This window comes from Desulfobulbus alkaliphilus, from assembly GCF_016918545.1.
GTDB classification, from domain to species: Bacteria; Desulfobacterota; Desulfobulbia; order Desulfobulbales; family Desulfobulbaceae; genus Desulfobulbus; species Desulfobulbus alkaliphilus.
Genome location: NZ_JAFFQC010000020.1, coordinates 24,739 through 37,779, shown reverse-complemented (window position 1 = coordinate 37,779; position 13,041 = coordinate 24,739). Strand labels below are relative to the sequence as shown.

Sequence of the window (13,041 nt, the reverse complement as noted above, 5' to 3'; positions counted from 1 at the left end):
ACGTTATTGTATCCCCGGATCCGTGAACGAACGCTCACGGATTCAGGCTTTTGCCAACAGAAGCGCAACCCATTCCTCCTCGTACAGCTGATTCACCAACGTACACCCCAAGGCGTGATACACAGCGATGACGTGCTGCTCCTGGTCACCGGCAAGAAGGCCAGCCAGGACCAGCCGACCGCCGATAGCAGTCAACCGGGTCAGTTCAGGGGCCATCTCCACCAATACATCGTGCACAATATTGGCGCAGACCAGCTGGTATGCGCCAGCAATCGCCGCCAACGGTGTGTCAACAACTTCGATTTGATCATCCAATGCATTCCGCAGGATATTAGCCCGTGCCACTGTCGTCGCATCTGGATCGTTGTCCGTGGCGAGAATGCGTCCAGCCCCGAAGCGAGCCGCCGTCATGGCCAAAATGGCCGTGCCGGTCCCGACATCCAGTACCAGATCCACAGCGCATTCCCGCAGACTTTGCCGGATGAGAGCCGAAGCCATCCGGGTTGAAGCATGCTGTCCGGTTCCAAAGGCCATGCCGGGGTCCATTTCCAGCACATGCTCCCCCGGAGCCGGCTGATAGACCTCCCAGGAGGGCTTGATCACCAGACCAGGGATCATTTCAAAGGGTTTAAAATACTGCTGCCAACTGCTAGCCCAGTCCTGGTCAGCCAGCAGAGTGGTCATCGGCTCGTCAAGCGAACAATTATAGAGGGCAAAAAGCCTGGTCATCTCATCGACACATGCGGCAAGGGTTTGTTCGGCCACGTCCCGTTGTGCACGAGGGTCATGACTTTCTCCCAGGCGGAAAAAACCGGAAAGAAAAGCCCCACCAGCCTCCTCGGGACTTATCTCCACCCCCGAACCACTGAGCACGCCCATGAGGTCACTGGCTGGCTCCAACAGCGGTGAAGGGCAAAAAAAAGTAACCTTCAGCCAGCGGCCTCCGGCAGGATCGTCATCGTTCAGAGGTTCCATACCACTTCTCACAGGTTTGAAGAGGATTGGCGCGGATATATTTTCATCTACCCACCCAAAAAAAGAGACAGTTGACGATAAACATACTCTGATTGAACAGCCCGGGCGAGGATTTCTCTTGCTTTAAACCGCAGCCATGCTTGGTGAGCTAAGCTTATTCCTGAATCCGTGACGGCTGGACAACGCTCACGGATCCAGGTTATATTTCTCATACCATGGACACCAGCTGCTCGCTCCCGGACAGGTTTCAGTGCCCAACGTCATTTGAAGATTGACAAATATGTCGCCATGGGATTAGCTGGTTTCCAGTGATTGTTTTTTGTTCTGTATCTGCCGGCTTCGAGGAAAAAATCAGCCTGGCAAGGTCGACCTGATACCAGTTATTGCCCATCCAGAAACAGCTCTACTCCCCTGGCTCTTTGTTGTACCGCAAAATGTACGCCTCGTACTCTTCATTATATACTCGCGGGTACATTCGCCAGCACGCCTCGATGCAGAAAAAATATCTCGTTTCTGGATGACCACCGGTCAGGTACCATATTTCATGCCTGCCCCGACATTCTTTGCACTTTCCCAAGGGTGACCCATGATCGATACCTCCGGCCATCACCTTGTCTACGGTGAGCTTCAGGATTATCTCACCGGTGAGATCCTGCCGGATACCGATGATGAGAGAATCAGGCAAAGCCTTGCCCGGATTTTAGTGGAACAACTCGGATACAGCAAAGAAGAACTGGAACCGCGGTTGATCATTGATTCCTGCTTCAACAACAACCAGACCCGGACTCTGATTGAGCTGACGGCACGAATCAATGGACAGCGCCTGTTTATTCTTCGCTACGGACCAGGCTCTCTGGTGACCAGAGAAACCGCGGCGGTTGCCGCGGCTCGCATCCTCGATCCTGCCTACCGTATTCCCCTGGCCATCGTCACCAACGGCCGGGATGCGGAATTGCTTGAAACAGACAAAGGAACAGTGCTGGCTTTCGGCATGGCCAGTATCCCGGATCGCCTGCAGGCTGAAAAAATGGTCCGGGAATATGCCTTCGAACCATATAACGATCCGGAGCGGCGTGATAAGGCTCTGCGGATTCTCAATGTTTTTGACCAGGAAGTCTGCTGCCATGGCAGCGACTGTACGCAGGAAGGAACAACATGAACGATGGAACGACCGCCCCGGGCTGTGGCCTTAAACTGCGGGCAAAAAGTGAAACACCACCTCAGAAGACAAGTGTGGAGCCAAGCCTTACCTGGAGCAAATCCAGCTGGCAGCAGCACCCGGCCAAGCAGCAGCCAAAATGGCCGGACAAGGAGCGTTATGATGAAATAATCCGCACCCTTTCCCTGCTGCCGCCACTGGTTTTTGCCGGTGAAATCAGGGATCTGAAAACCATGCTTGCCAAAGCGGTCAAAGGAGAAGCATTCCTCCTCCAGGGAGGGGACTGTTCCGAAGAGTTCTCCCGTTGTACAGCCCCCAATATCCGTGAGACCCTCAAAGTGCTGTTGCAGATGGCTGTTATTCTCACCTATGCCGGTAATAAACCGGTGGTCAAGGTGGGGCGCATCGCCGGCCAGTATGCCAAGCCTCGTTCCAGTGATACCGAAAAAGTCAACGGCATTGAAATTCCCAGCTATCGCGGTGATATGGCCAACGCCGCCGAACCGATACTGGCAGCGCGTATTCCCGATCCGGAGCGCCTGCTCAAAGGCTATCACATGTCCGCGGCGACTATGAATCTACTGCGCGCCTTCACCCGCGGTGGTTTCAGTTCCCTGCATCGGGTCCAGGCCTGGAACCAGGAATTTGTCAAACAATCACCCATGGGTCGCTCCTACGAGCGAATGGCCAAACAGATCAGTTATGCGCTCAAATTCATGGAAACCATTGGCATTTCCACCGACATTCCCCAGATGAAGGAGGCCCAGTTCTTCACCTCGCACGAAGCGCTGTTCCTTGGGTACGAGGAGGCACTGACCCGCGAGGATTCTATTACCGGAGGATGGTACGATTGTTCCGCGCACATGCTGTGGATTGGTGACCGGACCAGGCAACTGGACGGAGCCCATATCGAGTTTCTGCGTGGAGTGCGCAACCCTCTGGGCATAAAAGTGGGACCAAATTACCAGCTAGATGATATCCTGGCTATCATCGAACGGTTGAATCCGGAAAACGAACCCGGTCGAATCACTTTGATCACCCGCTTCGGTGCCAAAGCTATCGACAAGCTTCTGCCGCCGCTGTTACGAGCGGTAAAAAATTCCGGTTTTCATGTTCTGTGGACCTGTGACCCCATGCACGCCAACACCTACAGTGCCGGATCCGGCCACAAGACCAGGGATTTTGAAAACATTCTCTCCGAACTGCGGTGTTTTTTCGAATTGAACTGGGTGGCCGGCACGATACCCGGCGGCGTGCACTTCGAGTTGACCGGTGACGATGTCACCGAATGTATTGGTGGTGCCCGGGAGCTTTCCGACGCCCAGCTCGGACTTCGCTACCTGACGACCTGCGACCCGAGGTTGAATGCGGAACAGTCACTGGAAATGGCCTTTCAGATCGCTGAGATGATCCGAACCTGAATCCACGGCAAGCCGAAAAAAAAGCTGCATTCACTGTTTTTTCTGACCGGGCAGGTCGATGGACAGCCAGCCGGCCGGTTCTGTCTTTTTTCCGGGATCGCTCGCCGGATGCTACAAATGCTTGCCTGGCCCCCGGCTGATGATCTGCGCTCCGGGCTCCGGTACCCCGTAAACGAACTTTGAACAAGGTGCACCGGGTGCAGGAGAAAGAAGGTCCAGAGTCCGTGACGGCTGGACGAACGCTTACGGATCCAGGAAGGTATGACCTGGTGAAGGGTCCCTTTATTTGTCTTCTTCGGCAAAAGCGGCGAACAAAGCCGCAACCTCCGCCCGGCTTTTGCTGTTCAGCAATTGCCGCCGGTTCTCATTTTTCTTGAGAATTCTGCTCACCCACGCCAGGGCGCGCAGGTACTCCGCAGCCTTGTCCGCCGGCGAAAGCAGCAAGACAAAGAGATGGACAGGCCGGTTGTCCACGGCATCAAAATTGAGCCCTGCCCTGCTGCGGCCAAAACACAGGAGGATATCCTCGAGGCCGACGATTTTTCCGTGCGGTATGGCCACCCCGTTTCCGACTCCCGTCGACCCCACCGATTCCCGCTCCAGGAGTACATTGTACAGGACCTCTTCGCTGAAGCGGCCACTCTGCTTTGCTGCCAGGGCTGCCATTTCCCGCAGAGCGCTTTCCTTGCCGACCGCCTTCATCTCGAGAATGACTGCCTGTTCATCAAGCCGATTCATGAACCGCTCTCAGGTATTCCGTGCCTGACGCCGATGTTTGACCGGCAATATTTTTAACTGATCCCGATATTTGGCAACCGTCCTCCGGGCCACGCTGATGTTTTCCTCAGCAAGCAGTTCCGATATCTTGTTGTCGCTGAGCGGTTTCTCCGGATTCTCGTTATGGACCAGCTGCCGTATCCGGGTTTTAATGGCCTCTGCTGCCACCGTATCGCCATCGGCAGTAGCCACCGCTGTGCTGAAAAAATACTTCAGCTCATAGATACCCTGGGGTGTATGCACATATTTGTTGGACGTAACCCGGCTGACGGTGGATTCATGCATCCCTATATCCTCGGCAACGTCGCGAAGGATCAACGGCTTCATCGCTCCGGGACCCTGCTCAAAAAAATCACGCTGAAATTTGAGCAGACTCTCCATCACTTTATAAATCGTTCGCTGCCGCTGCTCGATGGATTTAATGAACCACTCGGCATTTCTCTTGTTTTCACGAAGAAATCCTCGTGATTCCGAAGTCAGGGCACTCTTCTGCTTGAGCAATTGCTGATATTCTTCTGAAAGCCGCAGTTGCGGCAGCCCCTCGGCATTGAGTTGGATGACAAATTCACCGTCTATTTTGTACACATACACATCAGGGACCACATAATGGGTCTGGGCATTACTGAATTCATTGCCGGGATACGGAGTCAATTCCTGAACAATGGCAACGGCTTCGTTCACTTTTTTCAGTGAAACCCCGGTTTCACGGGCCAACTGAATATAATTTCTCGCCTCAAGCAAGGACATGTACTGATCAACGATCAGATACGGGAGTAGGCCATAGTAATCAAGACGATCGAGCTGCAACAGCAGGGATTCACGAATATCACGCGCACCGATCCCGGGTGGGTCGAGACTCTGCACCAGACGCAAAACACCTTCAGCCTCCTCTTCGGTGCACTGGCAATGCCGACAGACATCGCTGATGTCGGCATCAAAAAAACCGTGCTCATCAAGATTCCCTATGATGAAATGCGCCAGCTCTGTGTCCTGTTCTGTCAGTTCCAGGTGGGTCAACTGCCATTGCAGGTACGAAGCAAGTCCGGGAGTTGCAGAAATAAAATCAAACTGGGAGGGAGCGTCCGCCGGCGGGGTTTCATGGGCAAAGGAAAAATCAGCGTCAAAAGAATTAGCGTAATCTTCCCAGTTGACTTCGGCAACAGAGGCCGGATCATCTCCTTTGACCCGATCGGTCACCGGGGCCTCATCCGAAATGCCTGACACCTCTTCAGCGGAGAGAGCATCCGGGTGACCGGGGAGTTCAAGAGGAAGCGGAATCTCCTCGAGCATCGGGTTTTGCTCGATTTCGGCCTGGAGAGCATCGGTGAGCTCCAGGCGACCGAGTTGGAGCAATTTGATAGCCTGACGCAACTGGGGCGTCATCACCAATTTCTGCGCGAGCTTCAGGCTCTGTTTGAGTTCAAGTGCCATGCCCTACCGCTGCTCCGGTTGCCTTTGCAGACAATTCCCCTGCATCGCCATCATGTTCGCTCACATTTGAAAATTGTCGCCGAGATACATTTTGCGGGCGACAACACTTTCAATGATATCCTTGGCCACGCCGCTGGTCAGAATCTGACCATTGTTCATAATGTAGGCAAAATCACAAACCTGCAACGTCTCGCGAACATTATGATCGGAAATAAGCACTCCGAGTCCTTTTCGCTTCAACTCACGAATGATCTGCTGCAGATCGGCCACCGATAAAGGGTCGACACCCGCAAACGGCTCGTCGAGCAGAATAAAGCGCGGTCTGGTCGCCAATGCCCGGATAATTTCAACCCTCCTTCTTTCACCTCCGGAAAGAGCGTGCCCCTTGTTACCGGCAAGATACTCGATTTTCAGTTCCGCCAGGAGTTCCCGGATTCGGTGGGTGATCTCATTTTTCGGCAAACCCAATGACTCAAGGACAATGCGGATATTTTCCTCCACCGTCAATTTCTTGAAAACCGAGGGCTCCTGCGCCAGGTAGGTAATGCCGCGGGCGGCCCGCTGATGAATCGGCAATTCGGTAATGTCCTCATCGTCGAGAAAGATGGCCCCGGCGCTGGGACGGATGAATCCGACTATTGAATAGAAAGTGGTGGTCTTTCCCGCACCGTTTGGCCCCAACAGGCCCACCACCGAAGAATTCGTCACCCGCAGACTGACCTGATCAACAACTCGACGCTTGCGGTACTCCTTGACGATATCTCTGGTTTCCAGAAAAGAGGTGCTGGTCATGGTTGTTAATTACCATCCGGATGGAGCACGGCCCTGACCCGACCCTGGGTGGTCTCATCCTGCTCGACGATCGATCGTTTTTCATCCAGGTAGTAGATTATGGTCTTGCCGGACACCATATTCTGCCCTTGCCAGGCTTTCGCGTTTCCGGAGAGGATGACCTTACGTTCGTTGGCGAAATAATCCATCCGATCGCTGGTTCCAAGCCAGTCGTCCTGGATGACCTGAACATTGTTGATGCAGATAAGCTTTTCCATCTGACTGGATACCTGCTGGCCACCATCGCCCGTGCTCTCAGTGTAAAATACAGTCATCTCGTCCGAACGGATGGTGAGCGCGCCTTGACGGGCATCGACATTACCGATAAACACCACGCTGTTGTCGTTTTCCTGGGAGATCATCCGATCTGCCTCAATGTTGATCGGTTCGGAAAAAACCGGGGTCGCAATACAGAAAATCGCCAGGAAAATACATGTGCGGACGATAGTTTTTCCAAAGGTTTCTTGCACGATGGGAAAGAAGGTCTTCATAAGAATAATCTCAAAAATGCAGTAAGTAAAAGACAGCTGTTGTTTCGGGTTTGTTTTTTGCAAGCATTGATTACAATACTGCGGTATCAAACATTTGTAAAGAGCTTAACACGGGCGTAGTGCACCCTCTCAGGGCAGACCACGAGGACCCGTACAGACCCTCTATGCGAGAGCCTGCCCGTACAAGGATGGGGCCCTGATCGTTTCAGGAAGACCTTTTGCCACAAATGTCTACTTCAGAGACAATATGGAGCAGATAAGGCCACAACCTGAATCCGTGAACGTTCGTCCGTGCGTCAGCTTCGTTGTTCGTGACCGTTCGATTAAAGTACACTTTATCGGACGGTTACGGGCAATGAAGATGGCGTGCGGACGAATGCCCCGAAGGGCGGCTGTTGAAAGTTTTTTTCAAGGGTTTAGTTGCAAATATAACATGATTACAGCAAGATATATCCAAAAAATGGTCCAGCCGTCACGGATTCAGAAAGGTAGCCCAGTGACCGTGCCTGCTCCGCGAAATGTTGCAGCATGCCAGCAAGCCAAAGGGTCTGTTCAGCCGCCGTCTATCATGGTTAAAATCTTGGATTTGCTTATTTTTTCGGTTGTCACCCACAAAGACACAGACAGATCCGAAATTCGATCCTGACCAACCAGTGAAATACGCAAACAAAATTCAAAAGTTTACAGACAATTGAAGCAGGAGTAAAATAAATATTTGTCTGCACAAGACTGCTGGTTGACAAGACCTGACCGTTTACCGGCTGCAATACCTGAGAGCTGAGAGCCGTATCCACTCACTCACAAGACAACCAGACCATCATCCAGGGAAACAAGCATGCGTGAAGAAGTCGCCAAGGCAAAAATCCTCATTGAATCGCTGCCATACCTGCGGGAATTCAGAGAAAAAACAGTAGTGATCAAGTACGGCGGCCATGCCATGGTTGACGAGGACTTGAAGCGGAAATTCGCCCTTGACATCATTCTGATGAAGTACATCGGCATCAATCCGGTTATTGTCCATGGCGGTGGCCCTCAAATCAACCGTTTTCTTGAAAAAATGCATATCGTCCCCAGCTATGTGCAAGGTATGCGGGTCACTGACGGCGAAACCATGGATGTAGTGGAAATGGTTCTGGTGGGTAAAGTCAATAAAGAAATCGTCGGCCTGATCAACCATTGCGGCGGCAAGGCGGTCGGCCTTTCCGGCCGCGATGGCGACCTGGTGCAGGCGCGAAAACTTGCCATCAAATCCAAAGTCGCCAGTGAAGACCGACCACCGGAGCTGATCGATATCGGTCGGGTCGGCGAAGTCACCCGGGTCAACCCCGATATCCTTACCGCCCTTGAACGACGCGGCTTCATCCCGATTATCGCCCCGGTGGGGGTTGGCGAAGATGGTCAGGCGTTCAATATCAACGCTGACCTGGTGGCCGGGGCTGTTGCCGCTGAACTGCAGGCAGCCAAACTGATTCTGCTCACGGATGTCGAAGGGGTCAGAAACAGTCATGACGAGCTGATTTCAACCATATACCGGGATCAGATCGATGACCTGATCGCAGCCGGCGTTATCAGGGACGGCATGATCCCCAAGGTCAACTGCTGCAAGGCTGCCCTCGATGGGGGTGTTGCCAAAGCACATATCATTGACGGCCGGCAGGAACATGCCGTACTGCTGGAAATTTTTACCCGCAAGGGCATTGGAACGGAGTTGGTGAAATGACCAATACAGAGTGGGCTGATCGGGGCAACAACATGTTTATCAATACCTACAATCGGTTTCCCGCTGCCATGGTGCAAGGGAGCGGCTGTCGGCTGCGCGATGCCGATGGCAGGGAATACCTCGATTTTCTCGCCGGCATAGCTGTCTGCTCGCTGGGCCACTGCCATCCCAAGGTCACCGAGGCCATATGCCGCCAGGCGGCAACCCTGGTGCATGTGTCCAACCTGTTCCACATGCCGCCGCAGATCGAACTGGCCGAGTTGCTCACGACCCACAGTTTTGCCGACCGGGTCTTCCTCACCAACTCCGGCGCCGAGGCCAACGAGGCCGCGATCAAACTGGCACGGATCCACAGCGTCCCGGAAAAATTCGAGGTGATCTCCCTGGAGGGATCTTTTCATGGGCGTACCCTGGCCACTGTTGCCGCCACCGGCCAGTCACGGTTTCATGAAGGCTTCGACCCCCTGCCCCAGGGATTTATCCACGCGCCCTTTGGCGACCCTCACGCGCTCGAGGCGTTGATCACCCCACAGACCTGCGCCATCCTCTGTGAACCGCTGCAGGGCGAAAGTGGTGTCCGTCCTCTGGCGCCCGACTACCTCCAGGCGATTCGAGCCATCTGTGACCGCCATGGCCTGCTGCTGATCTTCGATGAAGTGCAAACCGGTCTGGGCCGTACCGGCACCCTGTTTGCCTACGAGCAGACCGGGGTCACTCCGGATATCATGACGCTTGCCAAGGCACTGGGTAATGGTCTGCCCATTGGCGCCATGCTTACCACCAACCGCATCGCCTCCTCCCTCATCGCCGGCAGCCATGCCTCCACTTTTGGCGGCAATCCGGTCTGCGCGGCCGCTGCGGTTGCAACCTTGCAGGTTATCCTGGCCGACGGTTTCCTGCCATCGGTGCAGGAAAAAAGCCGCTACTTCATCTCCAGACTGGAGGAGGTGGCCGCCCGCTACCCGCACCTGGCCACCGGTGTCCGCGGCCAGGGCCTGCTTCTCGGGCTGGTGTTGACTGAAAAAGGTATCGAACAGGGGCTTTCCATGGTGGAACGCCTGTTTGCAGAGGGAGTCCTGATCAATTTTGCCGGCAACCGGGTGCTGCGCTTCATACCGCCGCTGATTGTCGAGACCACGGACATCGATCTGCTCATCGACAAACTCGTCCTGGTTTTCGATTCGCTAACCTGAGTCATCGGCAGTATACTCGCCCATGGACATCCTGTCCATTTTCGGCATTGCTGTTGCTCTGGCTATGGATGCCTTTGCCGTGGCTCTGGCAGCAGGTGCGACCCTTCGCCCGCTGACGTTCCGCCGGTGCTTTCGCCTGGTGTTCCATTTCGGGCTGTTTCAAGCCATGATGCCGGTGATCGGCTGGCTTGCCGGCTTGACTGTCCAGTCCTTTGTCGCAGCCTGGAGCCATTGGCTCGCTTTTCTCCTGCTGACGATCATCGGCGGGCGGATGATCTTCCTGGCTGTATCCGCTGAACAGGAACACAACAAGAATACCGCCGACCCCAGCAAAGGCCTCACCCTGGTGGCGCTTTCCATCGCCACAAGCATCGATGCTTTGGCAGTGGGCCTCACCCTGGCCATGCTCGAGGTGGAAATCTGGCTGCCGGCCCTGATCATTGGCCTGGTGGCCGGCGGCTTCACCCTCACGGGTCTTTTCCTGGGCAGCCGGGCCGGTACACTGTGGGGAAAACAGATCGAAGTGGCGGGCGGGGTGCTGCTGATCCTCATCGGTTGCAAGATCCTGCTGACTGCTTTATGGAATGATGGAACCACCGTCGTTTCCCTGCTGACCGGTCTTTCCTGACCGCTCTCATCCCAGCACAGCCATAACCCCTCATCGGGTGCGGGTGTTCGAATGTCCTATCCGCAATGAAACCTTTGCGCAGCTGGACAAACCCGGGAATTGGACTTCCTTGTATGAATCCCTTTGCAAACGTTCTGTTTTTTTTGTATCAATTACATTTTTATCAAGACGATCTGCTACGGGAAGAGAACGTAATACTCAAGGAAGACCGTGATGATCGCTCCTGGAACATATGGACCGAGTTATGAAAAACCACCTCTTGGCACTGGAAGATTTTTCCCGGGAAGAATTGCGCGCCCTGATCGACCGGGCGTTGCAGCTGAAAGCAGAGCGATCTCAAGGCATGCGCCATCAGCAACTCAGCGGCCGGACAATCTGTCTGCTTTTCGAAAAGCCATCGACCCGGACCAGGGTATCCTTTGAGGCGGCCATGTTTGGCCTGGGTGGACAGGTCACCTTCATGTCGACCAGGGAATCACAACTGGGACGCGGTGAGCCGTTGAAAGACACAGCCAGGGTCCTCTCCCGCTATGTTGACGCCATAGTGGTCCGTACCTTTGGCCAGGATGTCGTTGAGGAACTCGCCCGCTATGCTGCCGTTCCGGTGATTAACGCCCTGACGGATCTGCATCATCCCTGCCAGGTCCTCAGCGATCTGATGACAGTCATCGAAAAGAAAGGCGGTCCGGAAAACCTCAAAACCGTCTGGATCGGTGACGGCAACAACATGGCCAACTCATGGATCGAAGCCGCCGCGGTACTTGATTTCCCTCTGACCCTTGCCTGCCCAAGCGGCTTCGGCCCTGATCAGGCTATTCTGGAAAAAGCGCGAAGCCGCGGTTCCAGGCCGATCCTGGTTTTCGAGGATCCGGTCGAGGCCATCCGGGATGCAGACGTGATCAATGTCGATGTCTGGGCCTCCATGGGACAGGAGAAGGAACAGGCAGAACGTCTGCGCCAATTTCAATCCTATCAGTTGAACAGTACCCTGCTGGCCGGAGCCAGGGACAATGCCATGGTCCTGCATTGCCTCCCGGCACATCGGGGGGAAGAAATCACCGAAGAGGTCCTCGAAGGACCGCAAAGCGTTATCTTTGATCAGGCGGAAAACAAAATGCACATTCATAAGGCGATCCTGGAACACTTCATCGCCGGTGCGATACAATAACATTCTCAACATTCTAACTCCACAGGAAGTTCTCTCAGAGCACAGCAATGCGTGTACAGAAAATTGTCCTTGCCTATTCCGGCGGTCTGGACACCTCGGTCATCCTCAAATGGCTGGCCCGGGAATATGACTGCCCTATCATCGCCTACTCCGCCGATATCGGCCAACATGAAGACTGGACCGCCGTGGAGGCCAAAGGGCTGGCCACGGGTGCGGAGAAGGTGATCATTTCCGATCTGCGCGAAGAATTTGTCCGTGATTATATTTTCCCGGCATTCCGAGCCAATGCCATTTACGAAGGCTCGTACCTGCTGGGTACCTCACTCGCCCGGCCGTTGATTGCCAGGGAACAGATCAGAATTGCCGCCCAGGAAGGAGCCGATGCTGTCAGTCATGGCGCCACCGGCAAGGGCAATGATCAGGTCCGCTTTGAATTGAGCTACCTGGCCCTTAACCCAAAAATAACGATCATCGCCCCCTGGCGTATCTGGGATCTCAATTCCCGCCAGAAACTGCTCGCCTTTGCGCGGGAACACGACATCCCTGTACCGGTCACCCGGAAAAACCCCTATTCTTCCGACGAAAATCTCCTTCATATCAGCTTTGAAGGTGGCCTCCTCGAAGATCCCTGGAATGAACCGGATGAGGATATGTTCAAGCTCACCGTCTCTCCGGAAAAGGCACCTGACCGACCCACCTATATCGAAATTGATTTTAAACAGGGGACTCCCGTGGCCGTGGATGGGCAGCGACTCGGCCCCGTTGAGATGATGACCCGACTCAACACCCTTGGCGGCGCCAACGGTATCGGTCGCCTTGATCTCGTGGAAAACCGTTTTGTCGGCATGAAATCCCGCGGCGTCTATGAAACGCCCGGCGGTACGGTGTTGCGGATTGCCCACCGTGACCTGGAAACCATCACCATGGACCGGGAGGTCATGCAGATTCGCGATTCCCTGGTGCCACGTTATTCACAACTCATCTATAACGGTTTCTGGTTCGCTCCGGAAATGCAACTGCTGCAACGGACCATGGATGACACCCAGAGCACGGTCAACGGTACGGTTCGTCTTAAACTCTACAAAGGCAACTGTATTGCCGTGGGGAGGAAATCGGTCAACTCTCTCTACTCCGAATCCTTTGCCACCTTTGAAGAGGACGAGGTCTACAATCAGGCCGATGCCACCGGATTTATCCGGCTCAATGCCCTGCGTCTGCGGATTCAGGCCCACCAGCGGTTGAAATGA

The 13,041-nt window shown here is 54.4% G+C and carries 12 protein-coding genes; 7 read left to right on the top strand and 5 right to left on the bottom strand.

Annotated elements, in window-relative coordinates; translation table 11 throughout:
* Positions 1–42: 42 nt before the first annotated feature.
* Positions 43–975, bottom strand: coding sequence for a 50S ribosomal protein L11 methyltransferase (locus JWG43_RS11565; protein ID WP_205243089.1), 933 nt, complete (start codon positions 973–975; stop codon positions 43–45).
* Between the two features lie 586 nt (positions 976–1,561).
* Here JWG43_RS11565 and JWG43_RS11560 point away from each other — a divergent pair.
* Together JWG43_RS11560 and JWG43_RS11555 are read left to right on the top strand one after the other, a co-directional pair.
* Positions 1,562–2,134, top strand: coding sequence for a type I restriction enzyme HsdR N-terminal domain-containing protein (locus tag JWG43_RS11560; protein WP_205243088.1), 573 nt, complete (start codon positions 1,562–1,564; stop codon positions 2,132–2,134).
* Positions 2,131–3,555, top strand: coding sequence for a class II 3-deoxy-7-phosphoheptulonate synthase (locus JWG43_RS11555; protein ID WP_205243087.1), 1,425 nt, complete (start codon positions 2,131–2,133; stop codon positions 3,553–3,555). The genes JWG43_RS11560 and JWG43_RS11555 overlap by 4 nt, the downstream gene beginning before the upstream one ends.
* Positions 3,556–3,837: 282 nt before the next feature.
* Here the strand turns inward: JWG43_RS11555 and JWG43_RS11550 are convergent, their stop codons facing one another.
* The 4 genes from JWG43_RS11550 to lptA are packed head-to-tail and all read right to left on the bottom strand — an operon-like array spanning position 3,838 to position 7,085.
* Positions 3,838–4,293, bottom strand: a complete 456-nt coding sequence (locus JWG43_RS11550) for a PTS sugar transporter subunit IIA (protein WP_205243086.1) — start codon at positions 4,291–4,293, stop codon at positions 3,838–3,840.
* Between the two features lie 9 nt (positions 4,294–4,302).
* Entirely contained in the window at positions 4,303–5,763 is a 1,461-nt protein-coding gene (rpoN, locus tag JWG43_RS11545; protein WP_205243085.1) for an RNA polymerase factor sigma-54, read from the bottom strand.
* A gap of 60 nt (positions 5,764–5,823) precedes the next feature.
* On the bottom strand, positions 5,824–6,555 hold the full coding sequence (gene lptB, locus JWG43_RS11540) for an LPS export ABC transporter ATP-binding protein (protein ID WP_205243084.1): 732 nt from the start codon (positions 6,553–6,555) through the stop codon (positions 5,824–5,826).
* A gap of 5 nt (positions 6,556–6,560) precedes the next feature.
* Entirely contained in the window at positions 6,561–7,085 is a 525-nt protein-coding gene (gene lptA / locus JWG43_RS11535) for a lipopolysaccharide transport periplasmic protein LptA (RefSeq protein ID WP_205243083.1), read from the bottom strand.
* A gap of 835 nt (positions 7,086–7,920) precedes the next feature.
* Here lptA and argB point away from each other — a divergent pair.
* From argB to JWG43_RS11510, 5 genes are all read left to right on the top strand, one after another.
* Positions 7,921–8,805, top strand: a complete 885-nt coding sequence (argB, locus tag JWG43_RS11530; protein WP_205243082.1) for an acetylglutamate kinase — start codon at positions 7,921–7,923, stop codon at positions 8,803–8,805.
* Complete coding sequence (locus tag JWG43_RS11525; RefSeq protein ID WP_205243081.1) at positions 8,802–9,998, top strand: aspartate aminotransferase family protein; 1,197 nt, start codon at positions 8,802–8,804, stop codon at positions 9,996–9,998. Before argB ends, JWG43_RS11525 begins: the two co-directional genes overlap by 4 nt.
* 22 nt (positions 9,999–10,020) lie before the next feature.
* Complete coding sequence (locus JWG43_RS11520; RefSeq protein WP_205243080.1) at positions 10,021–10,626, top strand: manganese efflux pump MntP; 606 nt, start codon at positions 10,021–10,023, stop codon at positions 10,624–10,626.
* A gap of 244 nt (positions 10,627–10,870) precedes the next feature.
* The gene (gene argF, locus JWG43_RS11515) at positions 10,871–11,794 is read left to right on the top strand and encodes an ornithine carbamoyltransferase (protein WP_205243079.1); all 924 of its coding nucleotides are present in this window, start codon (positions 10,871–10,873) and stop codon (positions 11,792–11,794) included.
* Between the two features lie 47 nt (positions 11,795–11,841).
* Positions 11,842–13,041 (top strand): argininosuccinate synthase, encoded by a 1,200-nt coding sequence (locus JWG43_RS11510; RefSeq protein WP_205243078.1) that lies wholly within the window; start codon positions 11,842–11,844, stop codon positions 13,039–13,041.

Excerpts from the sequence above, each read along its gene's own strand:
- JWG43_RS11565 (WP_205243089.1), bottom strand. The coding sequence starts at position 975 with ATGGAACCTCTGAACGATGACGATCCTGCCGGAGGCCGCTGGCTGAAG.
- JWG43_RS11560 (WP_205243088.1), top strand. The coding sequence starts at position 1,562 with ATGATCGATACCTCCGGCCATCACCTTGTCTACGGTGAGCTTCAGGAT.
- JWG43_RS11555 (WP_205243087.1), top strand. The coding sequence starts at position 2,131 with ATGAACGATGGAACGACCGCCCCGGGCTGTGGCCTTAAACTGCGGGCA.
- JWG43_RS11550 (WP_205243086.1), bottom strand. The coding sequence starts at position 4,293 with ATGAATCGGCTTGATGAACAGGCAGTCATTCTCGAGATGAAGGCGGTC.
- rpoN (WP_205243085.1), bottom strand. The coding sequence starts at position 5,763 with ATGGCACTTGAACTCAAACAGAGCCTGAAGCTCGCGCAGAAATTGGTG.
- lptB (WP_205243084.1), bottom strand. The coding sequence starts at position 6,555 with ATGACCAGCACCTCTTTTCTGGAAACCAGAGATATCGTCAAGGAGTAC.
- lptA (WP_205243083.1), bottom strand. The coding sequence starts at position 7,085 with ATGAAGACCTTCTTTCCCATCGTGCAAGAAACCTTTGGAAAAACTATC.
- argB (WP_205243082.1), top strand. The coding sequence starts at position 7,921 with ATGCGTGAAGAAGTCGCCAAGGCAAAAATCCTCATTGAATCGCTGCCA.
- JWG43_RS11525 (WP_205243081.1), top strand. The coding sequence starts at position 8,802 with ATGACCAATACAGAGTGGGCTGATCGGGGCAACAACATGTTTATCAAT.
- JWG43_RS11520 (WP_205243080.1), top strand. The coding sequence starts at position 10,021 with ATGGACATCCTGTCCATTTTCGGCATTGCTGTTGCTCTGGCTATGGAT.
- argF (WP_205243079.1), top strand. The coding sequence starts at position 10,871 with ATGAAAAACCACCTCTTGGCACTGGAAGATTTTTCCCGGGAAGAATTG.
- JWG43_RS11510 (WP_205243078.1), top strand. The coding sequence starts at position 11,842 with ATGCGTGTACAGAAAATTGTCCTTGCCTATTCCGGCGGTCTGGACACC.